The sequence below is a fragment of the Acinetobacter albensis genome (assembly GCF_900095025.1).
GTDB lineage: Bacteria > Pseudomonadota > Gammaproteobacteria > Pseudomonadales > Moraxellaceae > Acinetobacter > Acinetobacter albensis.
Window position 1 is genome coordinate 61,659 of sequence record NZ_FMBK01000004.1, and the last position, 20,539, is coordinate 82,197.

A 20,539-nucleotide genomic window follows, 5' to 3' on the forward strand; every position below is an offset into this window, starting at 1 on the left:
ATGCAGGCGAAAAATTTAAATTAATCAGATAAACTATTTTTCTATTTTGCCACAACTTTAGACGTATCCTCTAGCATTTGCTTGACTGACTTATCATCTGTTTTAACAGCAAGATAGGCTAAAAATACGTTTTTTAACGATAAAAGTTAACCACCCCACTGCATTTTGTCAGAAAATGACATGCAATTTTAATTATAATCATGCAAAACAATCCCCCCCTCAGAATATCTGTGGTTTCGGTCAGTGAAGTAGGAGTAGCTATGTCCAAGAGTGGCTTTGGTCAATTATATCGTCAGCTTTCAAGTAAGCTGCTTGACCTTGTGGTAACTCCACATGTTCTTGGTGAGGTTCCTACTGAACCGACAGTTCCAGCAACAGATTTGATCACACAAGCACCCGTTAGACAAAAAGTGGTGTGTTATGTCTTACAAAATTACTCTCGAAGCAATGCCTTGCTGGTTGATGGTGAAACACGTCGCCTTAAACTCACAGCAGCCTTAAACTCACTGGTGATTGGCAATCATAAAGAAAAGGCCTCTATCCTTTTTTTACAACATCATAATGAAAATAATCTGCTCCATCCGCCTTCACATACTTTTCCACCCCGACTGTTACGTTTAATTGACGTTTTAGAAAAACACCCTGAAGTGGATATTGAGCTTATTCCAGTGACGGTATTGTGGGGACGCGCACCTGATAAAGAAGACTCTTGGTTTAAACTGCTTTTTACCGATACTTGGGCAACGCCGGGTACAGTCAAGCAACTGGTCAATATTGGTTTACATGGCCGCCAGTCCTATTTAGAGTTTCATCAAGGACAATCTTTACGCGACTTGGTCAATTTTGCCAAAAACACACATCCGAATTTATCCCCTGCCACTTATATCCTCAATACCTTAAATAATTATTTAGATGGTCAACGTGAAGTGGTGCTTGGTCCCGACCTATCTGACCGTCGAAACGTCATGCATTCCCTGATTAAAGCACCTGATGTCCAAGATGCGATTCGTCGTGAAAGTATTCGTAGCAAAGTCAGTATGATTGAAGCAGAAAGTCGTGCCATTGGCTATTTGAATGAAATCGTTTCCGATTATTCACATTCAGCCATCCGCTTTGCCGATATGGCCCTGACTCGTCTATGGACGCAGCTCTATGATGGTGTAGAAGTACATAACTTTAGTACAGTGCGTGAGCTTGCCAAAGATTATCAAATTATCTATACCCCCTCGCATCGCAGTCATATTGATTATTTGCTTTTGTCGTATGTGATTTATAGACGCGGCATGATGGTGCCATATATTGCTGCAGGTGATAATCTAAATATGCCCTTTGTGGGACAATTACTTCGTGGCGGTGGTGCATTTTTCATTCGCCGAACTTTCCGCGGAAATGGTCTTTATACGACTGTTTTTAAGGAATACTTATTTAATATTTTGTCCCGTAATACACCGCTTGAATACTTTATTGAAGGTGGACGTTCACGTACTGGACGCTTGTTGCCACCCAAGACGGGAATGTTGGCAATGACCGTGCATAGTCATTTACGCGGTAAGGCCAAACCCATTGTATTTTTACCGACTTATATCGGTTATGAACGTCTCATGGAAGGTTCCACCTACGTGGGTGAAATGCAAGGTAAGCCAAAAGAATCTGAATCGATTATCGGTATTCTCAAAACATTACGTAAAATTGAACGCATTTTCGGTAAAGTTCATGTCAATTTTGGCGAACCTGTTTTTTTAGATGAAATGTTGAAAAAACATGGTGCAGATCAAATCAAAATTGAAAAAAATGATGATCCAATTCCGTCACCCGTTTCAGATGCAGTAAACAGTTCAGCCCATGCGATTTTGGAAAATATTAATCGTGCAGTCGTCATTAATCCAGTATCGCTCCTCTCGCTCATTTTACTTGCGACTCCGAAGCATACGCTCGATGAAGAAATCTGTATTAAACAGTTAGATGCGTATCGTAATTTGGTCAGCGCTTTACCTTATGATGAACGCACTCAAGTAACGCCACTTTCGGGTAAAGAAATTATTGCTTATGGTTTAAAACTTAAGCTGATTAAACGTGTTAAACACGTACTGGGCGATATTATTGCTATTGCAGACAATCAAGCTGTATTACTGACTTATTTCCGCAATAACATTTTACATGCTTTTGTTTTGCCGTCACTGATTGCTGCTTTGGTTGAACATAATGGCTCGATCCGACGTGGCGATTTGATTAATGTTATTCGTACATTGTATCCATTTTTAAAAGCGGAACTGTTTTTAAAATGGCAGGATGACGAACTGAAAGATCAAATCTGTGCTTATGTAGAAGCCTTAATTCATGCCCATTTAATTTCGGAAGATAATGAAGGTCATTTAATTTCTTCCGCACCAAACTCAGAAGAACATAATCAGTTAATGGTTTTGGCTGCGCCAGTCATGCAAAGTCTGGAACGCTACTACATGACATTAGCGCTGATTACCCAACGTGGTTCGGGAAATATTTCAACCCGTCAGGTTGAAGAACTGAGCCATTTGGTTGGGCAACGCTTATCTGTTCTGTATGAATTTAATTCGCCAGAATTCTTTGATAAAGCTTTATTCCAAAGTTTCATCAAAGTTTTGACCCAGCAAGGCTATATTCGCAATAACGCAGAAAATGCCATCGTCTACGATCAGCAATTTCAGAATATTGCACAGTATGCCAACTTAGTTTTAGACGATGTCACTTTACAAATGTTACAACACATCACCACCTTTAGTGATCAAGAGCTTAAAAATGTGCTCGATGCAGTGGCAGCTCAGCAAGTCAAAAAACGCTTAAAGCGTAAGAAAAAGTAACCTTTTGCCTTAAGCCCTTTCTCTTGTATCCTTTTTGCTTAGGTTACAAGAGAAAGTTAGCCGAGGTCTACGCCCTTATCTATTCGAACATCTGTGCTCGTGTTTAGGCTAATAGTTTTTGATAATCTTCAAAACAATCTTCATGCTTTAATTCAAATTCCATTTCTCGCATATGGGTCGCGTAAATGCGTTTTCCTGAAACTTCTAAACTGTCTAATTCCAATATAGGTAAATTGAGTTGTTGTTGAAACCACTGAATAATTAGATGCATGGCAATAGGATGAGAATTCGTCACAAGATAGGATTTGTGGGGATGTTCCACGTGAAGCAGATGCACTAAAAACCTTGCCAAGTCCTCGATATGAATGCGGTTACTATAATGAACATTAGGGTAGTGTTGTGTATTTTCAGCCAATTTGATCATACGGGCAACGGAAGTGCCGTAAATACCCGTCGGACGAATGACAATGCATTGCTGTGGAAAAGCCTGCTGATAGAGCTGCTCCATTTTTAATAATAATTGTCCCTGCACATCCTTGGGCTGAATAATAGAATCATCTTTTATCTGTTCACCCTGATTTTCACCATAGATTCTCGTGGACGATACCACGATGATTCTTTGTACAGGATGTTGTTTTAACGCATTACAAATCGGCTGCACAGAATCGACATAGGTTTTTTGATAAGCTTCAAGCGTACTTTCATTTGGGCTTAATAACACATAAACCCCATCAATCGGTGCAATTTGTGTTAAATCGAGCTGATGTACGTCCTGCATGTCATGCGTTGCATATGCATCTGTTTTCGGACTTCGACTAATTGTGGTAATTTGATGACCTTGTTCAAATAATTGTTTGGCAATACATTGAGATGTTTTACCATAGCCAATCAATAAAATATGCATTAAACACCTGATGATAAATCTAAGTTGAGGGTAAATGGCTGCAGTCCATCAATTACAAGGGGTAGGTTCTGCCTCTGCTGCTTTACTGGAAAAGCTGAATATTTTCACTACAGATGATTTATTGTTTCATCTGCCACGTGATTATGAAGATCGTAGCACGATCATTCCCATGAACCAATTAATCGTGGGACGTAGCTATTTGCTGGAAGGTATTGTCAAAGGTGTAGATTTCCCGCCTGGCAAACGCAAATCGATGGCCGTGCTATTGCAGGATGATTTTGCTAAAGTCACTTTACGTTTTTATCATATCTACAAAGCCTTGACCGATCGGGCCAAAATTGATCAACGTTTGCGTATTTTTGGTGAAGTTCGTGTCGGTGCGCGTGGTTTAGAACTCTATCATCCTGAAATTCAACTGATTACTGAACACACACCTTTACCCAAAACTGAACTTACCGCCATTTATCCCGCAACAGATGGCTTAACACAGCCAAAATTACGCCAATATGTTAAACAGGCGCTTATTCAACACAGCGATGATTTACCAGAATTATTACCTCCTCAATTCACCAATGGCTATGTGCTTAAACAAGCACTTGAATATATTCATCAACCGCCCGTCAATGCCAACATGTTGCAATTGGCGCAAGGCTCTCACCCTGCGCAGCAAAGACTGATTTTTGAAGAATTGGTTGCACATCAAATTAGCTTATTATCACGACGCGCCTATATTCAACAAATTGCGGCCCCTGCTTTTTCACCCAGCAAAAATTTTGCAAAACAATTATTGGCTACTTTGCCGTTTCGGATGACCGATGCACAAAGCCGAGTATGCAAAGAAATAGTGGCCGATTTAAAGCAAAATAAACCGATGCTGCGTTTAATTCAAGGTGATGTCGGAGCAGGTAAAACGTTGGTTGCAGGGGTTACTGCATGTCATGCATTAGAAGAAGGTTGGCAAGTTGCATTAATGGCTCCGACTGAAATTTTGGCAGAACAGCACTATTTAAATTTTAAAAAATGGTTTGAACCGCTGGGTTTAAATGTGTCATGGCTTTCAGGCAAGCAAAAAGGCAAAGCTCGAGCGAGTGCAGAACACCTCATCAAACAGGGTAGTGCCAATCTTGTCGTGGGTACGCATGCGCTATTTCAGGAAAATATAGAATTTGCCAAACTGGGTTTGGTGATTATTGATGAACAGCATCGCTTTGGAGTCGATCAAAGACTGGCTTTACGTAACAAAGGCACCCACAACACTACGCCACACCAATTGGTCATGACCGCGACCCCTATTCCACGGACACTTGCCATGTCAGCTTACGGCGATTTAGATACCTCAGTCATTGATGAGCTTCCGCCTGGGCGTACTCCTATTCAAACCGTAACCATTCCTTTAGAAAGACGTGAAGAGGTGCTTCACCGAATCGCCAGCAATTGTGGCGAAGGTAAACAGGCTTACTGGGTGTGTACTTTAGTAGAACAGTCAGAAACCTTAGATGCCCAAGCAGCTGAAGCAACATATCAAGAAATGACAGAACGCTTTCCTCATCTTAATATTGGTCTTGTTCATGGCAAAATGAAAGCCCAAGATAAACAAGCCGTGATGCAACAATTTAAAGAAAACCAGTTGCAGTTATTGATTGCCACCACTGTCATTGAAGTGGGTGTAGATGTGCCAAATGCTTCAATTATGGTGATTGAAAATGCAGAACGTTTAGGTCTTTCACAATTGCACCAGTTACGTGGACGCGTGGGACGTGGTGCGACAGCCAGCTTTTGCGCTTTATTGTATAAGAGTCCGCTGTCTCAAAATGGACAAGAACGCTTAAGAATTTTACGTGAAAGTAATGATGGTTTTGTGATTGCAGAAAAAGATTTAGAAATTCGCGGACCGGGTGAATTGCTGGGTACCAAACAAACAGGTGATATGGGATTTCGGGTCGCAAAATTAGAACGTGATGATCATCTGCTCAATCAAGCACATCATGTGGCACAACAAATTCTTAAGGATTATCCTGAAAATGCCACCGCTTTATTAAAACGTTGGTTACCTGAAGCACCACGCTACGCCTATGTATAGAAAAGATCATATTTTCAAAACAAGCGAGTTGATCATCATATGATTATTCCCGTTAAGCGAGAAGATTTAAATCTTCTCTTAAAACTGATGTTGATCATTTAAAATGACCATCATCAAGCACTAGAAATTATAAAAAATCTATGTCATCAAATAAAAGCTGATTCTTTTAATTGCAAAATTTGGGATTTGAACCTTCGCTTATTTTGTTGCAACTTAATAAAAATTGTGCAAAATTAACGCAAAATAAAAGAACAATAAAAATATGTTCAATCTTATTCATCAACTGCTCAACAAAAGCATACATGGCCTTTCATCTTGCATTCTGTGTGGCATAGACCGACAACAATACCATTCACTCTGTCAGGATTGCTGGCAACAACTGCCTTGGTTGAAATCAAGTGTACAAAGACAGGAAATAGATATTCAAGTTGCCTGCCATTATAGCTACCCGATGGATCGTATTATTCAAAAATACAAATATGAACAACAATTACAGTTTCAGCGTTTACTGGCCGAAACATTGATTGAACTCCACCTTCCGAAAGTACAAGCAATTGTTCCTATGCCTATTTCGGCTCCGCGTTTAGCAGAACGTGGTTATAACCAATCTTTAGTCATTGCAAAAATTTTAGCAAAACATCTTAATGTTCCCGTTTGGCAACCCATTTCAAGATCAGACCAACACTCACAAAAAGGCTTAACCCGACTAGAACGAATTGAAAATATTGAACAACAATTTGAAATTTGCACACGTTCAAAGCTTCGTTATCGACGAGTACTCATGCTCGACGATGTGGTCACCACGGGAAGCTCTCTGTACGCGTTAAAACAAAAATTAGAAGTTCTCGGTTGCCAAAAAATTTATGCTGCATGTCTTGCCTGTGCAAAAGCTTAAACCACAGTATTAAGCAAGAATATCCTCTATCAAGAAACGTTTGATCCAAGGAATTACTATTTCAGTACTCAAAGGCGCCAGTTGGATTTGCTGATTGTCTAAATCGACCCACTTCATTTCAACAATTTCCGCTTCAATTTTTGGTTCTTGATCTAAGGTCACATAGTAAACATAACTGACCAAGTGATGATCAGGCTCATTGGCTGTCGCTGTTTCAAAACACCCAATAAAGTGTTTTATGTGTGCCTGACAACCAATCTCTTCCTGAATTTCACGAAGCATAGTTGCTTCAGGTGGTTCATTGGGTTCCAACTTACCACCGACCTGCATAAAACATGTAGTATTTTGCTTTCTCACCACCAACATTTGCTGTTGCTGATTAAGAATAATGGCAGCAGCAACAGTAATAATTTTCATGCTTATTTCACCAAATCTTGCTGATTGGCCATGCCCCATTTGGGCTGTGGTGCTTGAAATGTCTTAAATTGCTGTAAAATGTCTTCAATTGAGTCCGATGCAATAATACTTTCGGTAAAGCGGGCTTGAGTAAAACCTTTCTGCGTGGTCAAGTGGATAAATTTCAATAAATCATCATAAAAGCCTTCTACATTTAAAAATGCGCATGGCTTTAAATGAATCCCCAACTGAGCCCATGTCCACTGTTCAAAAATTTCTTCTAATGTTCCCGCCCCACCCGGTAATGCAATGAAAGCATCCGATAATTCAGACATTTTGGTTTTACGTTCATGCATATTATTGACCACATACAATTCAGTTAAATGCGGATGAGCCAGCTCACGGTCAACTAAAGCATGTGGAATCACACCAATCACTTGCCCACCTGCTTGCAAAGCACTATCAGCAACCACACCCATCAAGCCAGAACGACCACCACCATAGACCAAGGTTTTACCTTGCTCAGCAATGGTCTTTCCCATTTTTTGCGCAGTATCTAAAAAAATGGAATCTGTTCCTAGAGCTGAGCCACAAAAAATAGCGATAGAATTCATCATTTTTTTATCCTGTTTCGAAGTTGTCATACTGTTAAAGTACATTTAAAGGAGATTTTTTAATAAAAAACCGCTTCAATCAGTGTTTTTATTCCATTCCTTGTCTAAAATACACCCATTGATTTAACCCATACTGCGCAGGGGAAAAGACAGCATGCTGGAAGCCTTTTACGCCACAGAGCGCGGTAGTTTGGAAGACGCCACTATTAATGGCGGTTTTGATCTTCACCCAGAATTAGTGTGGATTGACTTAATTGCTCCCTCACAAGAAGAACAGCAATGGGTACTTGATGCCTATGATCAAAACTTACCCACACTAAAATCACTGGAAGATATTTCTTCATCGGCACGATTTTATCGTGATGATGATGGTATTTTACATATCAGCACCTATTTTTTAACGAAAAATAAAAACTTTCAAGTTGATGGTGAGACAGATGACAATGCCAGTATATTAGCCACAGTTCAAACCGTAGCTTTTATCCTGCACAAAGATCACCTGTTTACTTTACGCGGTGAAAAACTGGTCGCATTTCGTGCATTTCGTGCACGTGCCCGTCGTAATGACTATGAAATGGAATACAAAGATCCGACTTGGGTGCTCTTGGGTTTGCTCGAAGCTAAACTGGATGAACTTGCGGATATCTTGGAAGATATCCACAAGGATCTAGAAAAATACTCGACAGAAGTGCTCAACAATCGTCATCGAGAACAAATTTTGGATTTGGATGACATGATCACTCGCTTGGCGCAACTTGAAGATGTCCTCGGAAAAGCACAACTTTGTCTGATCGATTTACGTCGGGTATTAACTTTTCTGGCTCGTCCAAGAGCATTAGGCAGTCATATTTATGATGCAGATATTCGAGAATTGAGTGAAGATGTTCGCTCACTGGTCGAGCATGATGCTTTTTTATTCCAAAAAGTACGTTTCTTACTCGATACTACCTCTGGATTTATTAACACCGAGCAGAATGATACGATTCGTCGCTTCTCCATTTTACCAAGCATGCTCGCACCACCTATGCTCGTCGCCAGTGTCTATGGAATGAATACCGATGTACTTCCTTTTGCGCAAGGCACCACAAGTTTTATTATAGTCGGCATCATTCTATTACTGTTCTTCTTTGGTCCACTGATTTACTTCCGTTGGAAGAAATGGATTTAATTGAACTTTGAAGCAGTGCTTCAAAGCGAAGTGCAAGAAAAGCGCTCTAAATCTGATAAATACCTATTTTACAGAGCATAAAAAAAGCACCTTAAGGTGCTTTTTTTATGCTCTTTATTTAACTGATCAGTTGTAAATCATCTTGTAAATGACAGGCCTGAATAATGTTCATCATTTTGTCAGGTACAGCTTTAAACTTTAAGCCTTTGGCGTGAGGAGTCTGACGCAACCAACGCACTAACACAGCAAGCGCTAAAGTACTCCCCTGTTCCAAATTGGCCAAATTAATCACGACAGGAAACTGACCTTGCGCTTGAATCAATTTCAAACCTTGTTGGTAATAGCTTTCTGCATTGTCATAATCAATTTTGCCAGATACCTGTACTTCCTGATTAATGATTTCAAGCACTGAATACATCCTCAGTTATTTATTGTTAACAGCTGCATCTGCATCAGGTTTAAAGTTTGCAATTGCTTTATCCAAACTCCCACCGTTACGTTTTACCGTTGCAGCAAACTGATTACGGAACTGTAAACCTAGATCAATTCCTGAAACATTGATGTTACGAATTTTCCATTGGCTACCTTTATCCACCAACTGGAAAGATACAGGAATTTTTTCACCTTTATTGGTAAAATCTAAAGTGACTACAGGATTTTTGCTGTTTGTCGCTTTATATGGACGCAGGCTATAACTCTGATTTGAGAATTTAGCAAATGCACTACCATAATTTTCAATTAATGTTTCGCGGAAATTACGTTCAAATTGAGCACGTTGTGCGGCAGTACTATATTGATTGGTTGCATAGGTTCCCATCACAATACGCGTAAATGACTGAGAATCAATATACGGATCAAGATTTTGACGAACAATACTTTTTACAGCTTCAGGATTATTTTGTAATTTCGCATGATCAGTTTTCAAGCGTGAAATTAAACCATCTGCAACTTTTTTGACAAAAGCGGGTGGCGCTTCTGCAGGTGCTGCAAAGGCTGTTGCCGCGATCATGGTCGATAGAACACTTGCTGTGAGTGTTTGTTTAAATAAAGTATTCATTAAAATCTCCTCTCAAATATTATTCAACAAATGAAGCTTCGGTATTTGCTGATTCACTCGATGTCTTTTCATTTGCTGCTGGTTCTGTTGATTTACCTGCACCGCCAGTAATAAATTTGCTAATCAAATCTTCAAGATCCATCGTGCCTTGGGTATTGGCAATGCTTTCACCACGTTTAACGTAATTCAGACCACCGCCTGGGACCACTTTCAAATATTTTTCGCCCAACAAACCATTGGTTGCAACCATAATATAAGCATCTTCATCAATGCTGGTGATGGAGCTCATGTTATCTAAGAGTTGTTTTTCCATTGTTTTTTGTTGTGTCGGTGCAGCTTCAGTATAGTCAGTGCTATAACGCAACTCTTCTAAGGCATTGTTGGTAACCGTTTTGAGCTGTTCTGCATTAAATGACGTCAGTTTACCATCAAGCTCAAAATGTACGGTGGCTAAACGTGAAACAGGGTCTAAAGTAATATCAGTTACACGTCCAATGGTGACACCACTCATGGTGACTTTAGCACGTGGTTTCAATCCATTAACATTATCAAACTGTGCCGTCAAAGCATACGCATCTCGTAAATTGGTTCCAGATAATCCACTGACTTTCATCGCAAGGAAAAATAAAGCCAATCCAAAAATAATGACAAAAATACCGACGGTCAGCTCACTTGTACGTGATTTCATTAAACCCCTCCGAACATGACCGCAGTCAACACGAAATCAAAACCTAATACACACAATGATGAATACACCACTGTACGCGTTGTAGATGTTGCAATACCTTCTGAAGTAGGTTCACATGCATAGCCTTGATAAACTGCAATCCAAGTACAAATCAGTGCAAAAACAATACTTTTAATAATACCATTTACCACATCATGTCCAAATTGAACTGCGCTTTGCATGCCGCTCCAATAAGAGCCTTCATCTACCCCTAAAAAATCTACGCCAACAATTTTACCGCCCATAATCCCAATTGCCGCAAAAATTACGGTCAACATCGGTAAACTGACCACACCGGCCCATAACCGTGGTGAAACAATTCTTTTAAGTGGGTCGACACCAATCATTTCCATGCTCGACAACTGTTCTGTAGCTTTCATTAAACCTATTTCAGCGGTTAATGCAGAACCTGCACGCCCAGCAAAGAGTAAGGCAGCGACAACAGGTGCCAGTTCACGCAATAAGGTCAATGAAACCATAGTTCCCAGCATCGCTTCAGAACCGACATTGACTAAAATAGAATAGCCTTGTAAGCCCAACACCAAACCAATAAATAAACCAGAGACCCCAATGATCAATAAAGACATGACCCCAATACGGTGCATTTGATAAATAAAAAGTTTAACGCCCAAACGAGTTGGCATAGAAAATAAAATTTGTAGCAACATTACCGTTGCTACTCCAATTCCACGTACACGTTCAATAACGCGTCTACCTAATAAGGCAATGGCATTCATGAACGTACCTCATCACTTAAATAAGCTTGATGACTAAATTGATAATCGACTGGACCTTCAATGGATCCAGTCAAAAACTGACGTACAAAAGGTGAAGCATGTTGTTTTAATTCAGCAGGCGTCCCTTCACCTTGCACTTTTCCTTCTGCAACAACGTAAATATAATCTGCAATGGATAAAGTTTCTGCGACATCATGCGACACAATAATGGTGGTTAAATCAAGTGCTTCACGTAGCGAACGAATCAAACGACTTAGCACACCCATCACAATAGGATCCTGACCTGCAAACGGTTCATCATACATAATGAGTTCAGGATCGAGTGCAATTGCTCGCGCTAAGGCAACACGACGATTCATTCCTCCTGAAAGTTCTGAAGGCATCAGTTGTTCTGCACCCCTCAAACCGACCGACTCCAATTTTAAAGCCACAATCTCAGCAATCAAGTGTTCAGGAAGTTGGGTATGAGCACGCAGTGGAAATGCCACATTTTCATAAGTGGTCATATCGGTAAACAATGCGCCACTTTGGAACAGCATCCCCATTCGTGCCCGTGCAGCAAACAATTCAGAACGTGACATACTGGCAATATCTTTACCATCGAGCAAAACCTGCCCATGATCTGGAATGAGTTGCCCACCAATCAGCCGCAGCAAAGTTGTTTTACCCGTACCAGAAGGTCCCATAATGGCCGTAATTTGGCCACGACGAATGTTTAAACTAACATTGTCATAAATGATACGTTCCCCACGTTTAAAGCTCAGGTTCTTTACCTCAATCAAAGATTGAGTTGAGGAGATTTGATTATTCATAGCTGAGCATTTTCCTACATTTTTTCAGCTTGCCTACTATAAAGGATTAAAACTGAAAATGTTATCTTTAGCTAAGCAGCCTCAGACTTGAAGTATTTTGAATACATTTGAATACTAATGTGATTATTAATGAAATACATCGCTAAATATAGGACGTTGTGTTACGAAAAAGAATGATAAATGTAAAATATGAAATTAAAAAATATGAGGATTAAAACAACATAAGGCATGATGACCTCTGAAATAAGGTGTAAATATTTTAAGAATTTTAGTATAGAAATTGGCAAATTTTAAGCAAAATTTGATTAAGTATACATTTCTTATGTTGTGTCATAAAAAAACCGGTGTTTCCACCGGTTTTTTTATATTTTAACGAAACCTAACGAATTAATCGTTAAATTTACGACGCGGACGGTCTTCACCACCAAACGCTGGACGCTCGGCACGTGGTTTATCATCAAAGCTACGACGTGGACGATCTTCACCGCCAAAAGTACGCTTAGGACGATCTTCACCACCAAAAGTACGCTTAGGACGGTCATCACTGAATGAACGTTGTGGACGATCACCAAAACCACCTTCACGACGTGGTGCTGGACGATCACCAAAATCACGCTTAGGACGATCAGCATAGCTGCCTTCACGAGCTGGTTTGTAATCTACACGGTTACCACGGTTGTCATCATTCGAACGCGGTTTGTCACCAAAGCTACGTTGTGGACGATCACCGAAACCACCTTCACGACGTGGCGCTGGACGGTCATCAAATGAACGTTGTGGACGATCACCATAACCGCCTTCACGACGTGGTGCTGGACGATCACCGAAATCACGCTTAGGACGATCATCACCATAAGAAGGACGTTCGCCACGTGGTTTATCATCAAAACTACGTTGTGGACGATCACCATAACCGCCTTCACGACGTGGTGCTGGACGATCACCAAAATCACGCTTAGGACGATCATCACCATAAGAAGGACGTTCGCCACGTGGTTTATCATCAAAACTACGTTGTGGACGATCGCCACGTGGTTTGTCATCAAAGCTACGTTGTGAACGACCACCACCGAAACCGCCACGACCGCCATCACGACCACGACCACCGCCGAAACCGCCACGACCGCCATCACGACCACGACCGCCGCCATCACGACTACCGCGTGCAGGAGGTGGAGATGGCTCAAGGCCTTCAATTTCAGATACATTCAAACGTGCATCAAGGAAATCTTCAAGTGCACGAATTTTACCGCGTTCACGATAAGTCGCTAAAGTAATTGCATTACCTGTACGACCAGCACGACCAGTACGACCAATACGGTGTACATAGTCTTCATTTTTCATCGGTAAACCGAAGTTAATAACGTGTGAAATGGTTGGTACGTCAAGACCACGAGCTGCGACATCTGTAGCAACAAGGATTTTTGCACGACCTTCACGGATACTACGTAAACGACGGTTACGAACCGTTTGTGGCATTGCACCATGAAGTGCAACTACTGATAAACCCGCTTCAGCAAGTTCTTCAGCCAACATATCTGTGTCTTCTTGAGTTGAAGCAAACACAACAGCTTGATCTACAGACTCATCAGACAACCAATGCGTAAGTAATTTTTTCTTGTGTTCGAAACCATCAGTCCAATGCAAAGTCTGAGTAATGTCTGTATTGGTAGAGTGACCAGTTTCGATCGCAATACGTACAGGATTATTCATCATACGTTCAGCAAGCGTAATAATACGCGGTGCAAAAGTTGCAGAGAACATTAAAGTTTGTTTACGGTTTGCCGCTAACTCACCAATAGCTTCTAGGTCTTCAGAGAAACCTAGATCAAGCATACGGTCAGCTTCATCGACAATTAACGCATCAACTTGATCAAGTTTAATTTGACGACGGTTTACAAGATCTAGTAAACGACCTGGAGTCGCTACAACTACTTGTGCACCTTTCAACTGTTGAATTTGTTTACCAAAAGGCATACCACCCATGATTGCAGCAACACGCACACCTTTCATATGGCGTACTAATGCAATTGCATCTTGACATACTTGTTGTGCAAGTTCGCGAGTAGGTGAAATCACCAAAATATTTGGTTGAGTTACCGCTTTCATACGATCTTTAAAAGGTACAAGCGTATCTTGATTCGCTAAACCATTTAAAGTAGGAAGTAAGAATGCAGCTGTTTTACCAGAACCAGTTTGGCTTGATACAAGAAGGTCTTTACCTTCAAGTGCCGCTGGAATTGCTTGTTCTTGTACAGGAGTTGGTGTAGTAAAACCTAAACCTTCGATCGCTAGTGTTAAAGACTCATCGAGGGAAAAATCAGCAAAAGTTTTGCTCATAGAGAGTGTTCACCCTAAATTGGGTGCTCCATTTAATAAATTACAATATGGACATCGGCAAAAAGCGGTACAGCAAATAGAGCTGAAAAATATGAATTCAGCAGCGATCCGAATAACGTCGATGTGGATATAACGCACACATGATTACGGCCGCAAACCTGAAGGAATCGCTTAAGCGATTGGGGCGCGAAGGATATGTCCTCTCTATGGACAGAACGCGCATACAATGATTAGAAGATAATGTTCAGGTAAAGAACGGAAATTTAAGTGCGTGGCAGCATGATAGCAGAACTTTTTTTAAAAGTAATCATTTTTTTCGATTAAATTCTTCATCCACACTGTTTTTTTCAGTAAACACCTATTCTACAACCCAATTTAGTTTATTTTTTATTCAATTATATAAAATAAATTTTCTCTCTTTCAGTCTATTTATGAAAAATAAGTGATAAGTGATAAGTGATAAGTGATAAGTGATAAGTGATAAGTGATAAGTGATAAGTGAGTAAATTCTATATTTAAGTTCATCGCATAAAAAACTATGCTAAATAGAATTCTTATCTAAGAAGTATCTGCTTACCAAATACACTCCATTATACTTTTTTAAAATCAATTATTTAAATTTTTCCTATTCAGCATTGAGTAATTCCCCATCTACTTACTAAAATGTGAGATTTTATAACGCAAATCGTTCCACCTCTTGTTATTCAGCATCACTACATCGCAAAAAACTATTTTTGTCTTAGGGTATACTTTCTAGAGCTTGATATGACGTTTTAACAATCAAATGATGCATTCAAAAATAAAAATGCCAGTCAGCTGAGAGCTGACTGGCATTTATTTAAAATAGCATTTTTATTTCACTATTTTGAATTGACTTATTTTGCGGCATCGCCCCAAGCTGGAATGACTGCACGCATTAAAGGTTTTAACATTTTCATTGAACAAGCCAAGACCTGACCATTTTCCATTGAATCACTACCGCCACGCGCATCGACAACTGTACCGCCTGCTTCTTTCACGAGGAGTTCACCCGCAGCGATATCCCAAGGTTTTAAACCAAGTTCAAAATAACCATCGAAACGGCCAGCAGCGACATAAGCCAAATCTAATGCAGCAGAACCTGTACGACGATATTGCGAACCGGCATCAGTAATATTTAATAATGTTTCAAAATGGTTTTTCGCATAAGAAATAATTTCACCGTTACGTTGCGCACGGTAAGCATGACCTACAGCCATAAATGTATTTTCTAGGCTGTCTTTAACATTTACGCGAATACGGCGCTGATTCATCATCGCCCCACGACCACGACTTGCAGAAAATAGCTCATCTTTCACAGGGTCATAAATCACACCGTGTTGAGTCACGCCTTTGTGCTGAACCGCAATAGAAATACAAAAATGTGGTACGCCATTAATGAAGTTTAGAGTCCCGTCAAGTGGATCGATAATCCAACACCAGTCAGCATCATGACCTTTGCCTTCTTGCATGCCAAACTCTTCACCTAAAAAACTGTGGTTTTTATAGCTTTTTTTAAGGGTTGCAATTGTTAATTCTTCTAAATAACGATCTACACGCGTTACTGGACCATCAATACCTTTTTCTTCGACTTGTAGATCGAGTTTATGACGATTTTGATGCGCTTTTAAAAGCTCTTGACCAACTAACTGAGCCGCACGCGCAGCCATAACCACCATAGGTTCCATTGAACACCCACTACAAATTTGAAGAAACTGATAAAGAATAATGCATAAAAGCCCGAATATTTTAGCAAATATGCGGGCTTTTAGGGAAAAAATGTTTCTAAAATTTGAGGCATCACAAAGAAGCTGTTTGAGCTCGTTTTAACCAAGCCAATTCTATAGATTTTTCAATACCTTTAGCGTTTAGTCCGGCCTGTTCCAACATTTGCGCATGTGAGGCTTGATGCATAAAAGTATCAGCTAAGCCTAAATTTAATATAGGTTTAACAATTTGGGCTTGGGCGAGATATTCATTCACTGCACTGCCTGCACCTGCCATCACGGCATGCTCTTCGACTGTCACAAATAAGTTGGTACTTTCTGCAAGTTGCGAAATTAAAACTTCATCTAGAGGTTTAATAAAACGCATATTGACCACACGCACGCCAACATCATGCCTCAATGAAAGCGCTTGAGCTGCTTCGATAGCCGCACTGACTCGACTCCCAAAAGCCAGAATACTGATTTGCTCATCGTGCTGTTCATTTAAACTTAATACGATTTCAGCTTTACCTAGGTCCAACGCTGTCAACTGTTGTTGAATTTGAACACCGATACCGTTACCACGCGGGTAACGTACTGCCGCAGGGCCGTTATATAAGTATCCCGTATGTAACATTTGTCGACATTCATTTTCATCTTTAGGCGCCATGATCACAATGTTCGGCACAGTACGCATAAATGCATAATCATAAGCCCCTGCATGTGTCGGACCATCTTCACCCACAAGGCCTGCACGATCTATGGCAAAGGTTACATCCAAATTTTGTAGTGCAACATCATGCACCAATTGATCATAACCACGTTGCAGGAATGTGGAGTAAATCGCAACAACAGGTTTTAGGCCTTCACAAGCCATACCCGCAGCTAAAGTCACCGCATGTTGTTCTGCAATAGCCACATCAAAAAAACGGGTCGGAAATTGCTTTGAAAATTGCACCATTCCCGAGCCTTCACACATCGCTGGTGTTATTGCAAGTAGTCGCTTATCTTGGGCAGCTTCATCACATAACCATTGCCCAAAGACATCAGAATATTTGGGTACTGTACTCACAGCAGTCACTGTATTAATTTTATTAATCGCATGGTATTTAATTTGGTCTGATTCGGCAGGGATAAAACCTTTACCTTTTTTGGTGTAAACGTGAATCAGACGTGGGCCTTTACGCTTTTTTAAAGCTTTAAAAACTTGCACCAACTGTACAACATCATGCCCATCGAATGGACCGAAGTAATCAAAACCAATCGCTTTAAATAAATTATCTGCTGCATCTGTGGCAGCACAATGTAAGCGTGAGTTGTACAACCACTCTGGATGAGGTTGTATATATGCTTCACCCGCATCACTAATATTAACCGACTCGCCACGTGCCCAAATAGCAGCTAGATGTTTAGCAAATCCACCAGTACTGCATGAAATTGACATGTCATTGTCATTAAGTACCACCATTAAATCAGCTTGATGTGCCACTGCATCATTCATGGCTTCAAATGCCATGCCTGCTGTCATTGCGCCATCTCCAATAATCGCAACAACATCACAAGGATCGTTTAAATAGCGACGTGCCAACGCCATACCTAAACCTGCAGAAATAGCGGTTGAAGAATGCCCTACACCAAAAGTATCAAATACAGATTCTTCACGTGTTGGAAAGGCAGCCAAACCCGCTTTAGCACGGATGGTGGTCAGTTGTTCACGACGTCCCGTTAAGGCTTTATGTGGGTAAGCTTGATGGCCTACATCCCAAATTAAACGATCATGCGGAGTATTAAAACAATAATGTAAAGCAACGGTTAGCTCGATAACGCCCAAGTTCGCACCGAAATGTCCCCCACTTTGACCTGCTGCATACAAAATGTACTGACGTAACTCATCCGCCACTTTTTCTAATTGGTCGCGCTCAAGTAAACGTAATTGTTGCGGATGATCAATCGTATCCAGCAACGGTGTTATAGGGCGATGAGTAGGTATTTCTGTATACAACATATATGGCAAAGCCTTCTAAAGCCTGGCAAATCCTAAGCTAGGTAAAATGGGTTATTCGATCATCTAACCGAATTGTATCACCTTTAAATCAGCCACATTTCTAGCGATGCAGTTTTGAGGAATCCTCTCAACTGGGTGTTTATTCATAAATTCAGATTATCCTGAATAATCTTACTATTTATCAACTATTATCGTGTGCTTTATACAAAAAAGAAAATCTTATCCATATTTTCATCATACCAGTTCTACCAATGGGCAATCATTCAGCTATACTTTAACGCATTAATGAACTATTTAACGGGTTAAACAGTGCCTATAGCGTTTGTTGCAACATCAAGATTACCCACTGCTTTTGGTGAATTTAAAATTACAGTTTTTCAAGACCCAGAAACTGGCGAAGAACATGTCGCGCTTTCTAAGGGTTTAGATACTCCGCCTACAGGTCCTGTATTGGTTCGTATTCATTCTGAATGCTTAACCGGTGATGCCTTTGCTTCACTCAAATGTGATTGTGGTCCTCAGTTACAAGCCACACAAAAAATCATCAATGAATTTGGTCAAGGCGTTATTTTGTATTTACGTCAAGAAGGCCGGGGCATTGGTCTCACCAATAAAATTCGGGCCTATGCTTTACAAGATCAAGGACACGATACAGTTGATGCCAACCTCATGTTAAATTTGCCTGCAGACGCACGCAGTTATGATATGTGTACGATTATGTTGGAACATTTAAAAGTCAAACAAGTCAAATTAATCACCAATAATCCATCCAAAATTGAAGCATTAAAACAACTGGATATTGATGTGGTCGACCGTGTACCGCTGACTGTGGGTTTAAATCCATTGAATGCCGATTATTTAAAAACCAAACATGAACGCATGTCGCACATGTATAAACAAGATGATTTTTAATTGATCCATTATTTTATTGATGCATTTAGCAAAGGATTTTAACAAGACAGCGTAAAATCCCTTACTTTTTTTATGACTTTATGTTTTGATGGTTTGAGTCCTTAAAATTGTGCTATAGAGGCTATCTATGCAGAACCCAAATTCAACTGATATTCAACGCGTTCGCGAATTTCTCTTCGATTTACAGTCACGTATTTGTTCCGCTTTAGAACAACAAGAATTACAGAGCAACAGTACTGCTCAGTTTGAAATTGATGACTGGCAACGTCCTGAAGGCGGTGGTGGTCGTTCACGTGTTTTACAAAACGGCGCTGTCATTGAAAAAGGTGGTGTGATGTTTTCTCACATTAATATTTCAAAGTTGCCAACCTCTGCTACAGAACGACATCCCCAAATAGCAGGGGCAAAAGCACAAGCGATGGGTGTGTCTTTGGTGATTCATCCTAGAAACCCACATATTCCGACATCCCATGCCAATGTCCGTTTATTTGTTGCAGAACCAGAAGGTCAAGAGCCTATTTGGTGGTTTGGTGGTGGTTTTGACTTAACCCCTTTTTATGCCGATGATGCTGATGTTTTATCTTGGCATCAAAAAGCTCACGATCTTTGTGAACCTTTTGGCGAAAATGTGTATTCAGAACATAAAAAATGGTGTGATGATTATTTTTATTTAAAGCATCGTGATGAGCAGCGCGGTGTGGGCGGTTTATTTTTTGATGACTTAAATCAGTGGGATTTTGAAACCTGTTTTAACTATATACAAGCTGTAGGTAATGGCTATTTAGAAGCCATTTTACCGATTTTTCAACGCCATCAAAATCAAACCTATACTCAAGCACAGCGTGACTTCCAGCTATATCGCCGTGGACGTTATGTCGAATATAATTTGGTTTATGATCGAGGGACTTTGTTTGGCTTACAAACAGGTGGACGTATTGAATCTATTTTAGTCAGTATGCCACCGCTTGCGGCTTGGTCATATCGACCTGCGTGGCATCAAGATTCCGCCGAAAAACGTTTAGTCGATGACTATTTAAAACCGCGTGATTGGTTAAATGAACTCAAGTAAGCAGTTTAAAATAAATAACTTTTAAATGGGTTATTTTCAAGCATTTAGTTAGATCCTAAACTTCCCTTTTTCACTAGATGACAAAGGGATATAAATTGGATACTTCTTTTATTTTCGTTTGATTATCATTTTTAATCGCTCAAATAACAACCTGATCAAGCTATTCTCTCTTTATTTTTGTTGGTTTTTGCTATTGCCATATACGGAACCGACATATTTTCTTACAGCACTACACTCTTTAAATTTTATAAAATCGTTTAAA

The 20,539-nt window shown here is 40.2% G+C and carries 17 protein-coding genes; 6 read left to right on the forward strand and 11 right to left on the reverse strand.

The annotated features are described in order from the left end of the window. The first annotated feature begins 260 nt into the window (after window positions 1-260). The gene (plsB, locus tag GA0116959_RS04070; protein WP_092718617.1) at window positions 261-2,837 is read left to right on the forward strand and encodes a glycerol-3-phosphate 1-O-acyltransferase PlsB; all 2,577 of its coding nucleotides are present in this window, start codon (window positions 261-263) and stop codon (window positions 2,835-2,837) included. Window positions 2,838-2,940: 103 nt separating this feature from the next. Here the strand turns inward: plsB and GA0116959_RS04075 are convergent, their stop codons facing one another. Continuing rightward, window positions 2,941-3,741, reverse strand: coding sequence for an NAD-dependent epimerase/dehydratase family protein (locus tag GA0116959_RS04075; protein WP_092718620.1), 801 nt, complete (start codon window positions 3,739-3,741; stop codon window positions 2,941-2,943). A 34-nt stretch (window positions 3,742-3,775) separates the two neighbouring features. Here GA0116959_RS04075 and recG point away from each other — a divergent pair, with 34 nt between their 5' ends. Together recG and GA0116959_RS04085 are read left to right on the forward strand one after the other, a co-directional pair. After that, window positions 3,776-5,821 (forward strand): ATP-dependent DNA helicase RecG, encoded by a 2,046-nt coding sequence (gene recG, locus GA0116959_RS04080; RefSeq protein ID WP_092718623.1) that lies wholly within the window; start codon window positions 3,776-3,778, stop codon window positions 5,819-5,821. 262 nt (window positions 5,822-6,083) lie between these two features. Next, window positions 6,084-6,716 (forward strand): ComF family protein, encoded by a 633-nt coding sequence (locus tag GA0116959_RS04085; protein ID WP_092718625.1) that lies wholly within the window; start codon window positions 6,084-6,086, stop codon window positions 6,714-6,716. 9 nt (window positions 6,717-6,725) lie between these two features. Here GA0116959_RS04085 and GA0116959_RS04090 read toward each other — a convergent pair whose 3' ends face one another. Continuing rightward, complete coding sequence (locus GA0116959_RS04090; protein WP_092718628.1) at window positions 6,726-7,133, reverse strand: NUDIX hydrolase; 408 nt, start codon at window positions 7,131-7,133, stop codon at window positions 6,726-6,728. A 2-nt stretch (window positions 7,134-7,135) separates the two neighbouring features. Then, the gene (locus tag GA0116959_RS04095; protein ID WP_053580295.1) at window positions 7,136-7,726 is read right to left on the reverse strand and encodes an LOG family protein; all 591 of its coding nucleotides are present in this window, start codon (window positions 7,724-7,726) and stop codon (window positions 7,136-7,138) included. 154 nt (window positions 7,727-7,880) lie between these two features. On the opposite strand from GA0116959_RS04095, the gene GA0116959_RS04100 reads away from it, so the two are divergent. Then, window positions 7,881-8,894: a CorA family divalent cation transporter gene (locus GA0116959_RS04100; RefSeq protein ID WP_053579488.1), complete on the forward strand. Its 1,014-nt coding sequence runs from the start codon at window positions 7,881-7,883 to the stop codon at window positions 8,892-8,894. A gap of 118 nt (window positions 8,895-9,012) precedes the next feature. Here GA0116959_RS04100 and GA0116959_RS04105 read toward each other — a convergent pair whose 3' ends face one another. The 8 genes from GA0116959_RS04105 to dxs all read right to left on the reverse strand — a co-directional run bounded on the left by GA0116959_RS04105 (window position 9,013) and on the right by dxs (window position 18,296). Next, window positions 9,013-9,303: an STAS domain-containing protein gene (locus tag GA0116959_RS04105; protein WP_092718631.1), complete on the reverse strand. Its 291-nt coding sequence runs from the start codon at window positions 9,301-9,303 to the stop codon at window positions 9,013-9,015. A gap of 15 nt (window positions 9,304-9,318) precedes the next feature. Beyond that, window positions 9,319-9,951, reverse strand: a complete 633-nt coding sequence (locus GA0116959_RS04110) for an MlaC/ttg2D family ABC transporter substrate-binding protein (protein ID WP_053579486.1) — start codon at window positions 9,949-9,951, stop codon at window positions 9,319-9,321. Between the two features lie 19 nt (window positions 9,952-9,970). Beyond that, the gene (gene mlaD / locus GA0116959_RS04115; protein ID WP_092718634.1) at window positions 9,971-10,639 is read right to left on the reverse strand and encodes an outer membrane lipid asymmetry maintenance protein MlaD; all 669 of its coding nucleotides are present in this window, start codon (window positions 10,637-10,639) and stop codon (window positions 9,971-9,973) included. Then, window positions 10,639-11,415, reverse strand: coding sequence for a lipid asymmetry maintenance ABC transporter permease subunit MlaE (mlaE, locus tag GA0116959_RS04120; RefSeq protein ID WP_053579484.1), 777 nt, complete (start codon window positions 11,413-11,415; stop codon window positions 10,639-10,641). Before mlaE ends, mlaD begins: the two co-directional genes overlap by 1 nt. Beyond that, on the reverse strand, window positions 11,412-12,227 hold the full coding sequence (locus GA0116959_RS04125; protein ID WP_092718637.1) for an ABC transporter ATP-binding protein: 816 nt from the start codon (window positions 12,225-12,227) through the stop codon (window positions 11,412-11,414). Before GA0116959_RS04125 ends, mlaE begins: the two co-directional genes overlap by 4 nt. Window positions 12,228-12,614: 387 nt before the next feature. Continuing rightward, window positions 12,615-14,567, reverse strand: a complete 1,953-nt coding sequence (locus GA0116959_RS04130) for a DEAD/DEAH box helicase (protein ID WP_092718639.1) — start codon at window positions 14,565-14,567, stop codon at window positions 12,615-12,617. 875 nt (window positions 14,568-15,442) lie between these two features. Beyond that, a complete protein-coding gene (locus tag GA0116959_RS04135) occupies window positions 15,443-16,273 on the reverse strand; it encodes an inositol monophosphatase family protein (RefSeq protein WP_053579481.1) in 831 nt (276 codons plus the stop codon). A 112-nt stretch (window positions 16,274-16,385) separates the two neighbouring features. Continuing rightward, complete coding sequence (dxs, locus tag GA0116959_RS04140) at window positions 16,386-18,296, reverse strand: 1-deoxy-D-xylulose-5-phosphate synthase (RefSeq protein WP_092718642.1); 1,911 nt, start codon at window positions 18,294-18,296, stop codon at window positions 16,386-16,388. Between the two features lie 309 nt (window positions 18,297-18,605). On the opposite strand from dxs, the gene ribA reads away from it, so the two are divergent. Both ribA and hemF read left to right on the forward strand, forming a co-directional pair. After that, complete coding sequence (gene ribA, locus GA0116959_RS04145) at window positions 18,606-19,208, forward strand: GTP cyclohydrolase II (protein ID WP_053579479.1); 603 nt, start codon at window positions 18,606-18,608, stop codon at window positions 19,206-19,208. 127 nt (window positions 19,209-19,335) lie between these two features. After that, the gene (gene hemF, locus GA0116959_RS04150; protein WP_092718645.1) at window positions 19,336-20,277 is read left to right on the forward strand and encodes an oxygen-dependent coproporphyrinogen oxidase; all 942 of its coding nucleotides are present in this window, start codon (window positions 19,336-19,338) and stop codon (window positions 20,275-20,277) included. The last annotated feature ends 262 nt before the right edge of the window (window positions 20,278-20,539 follow it).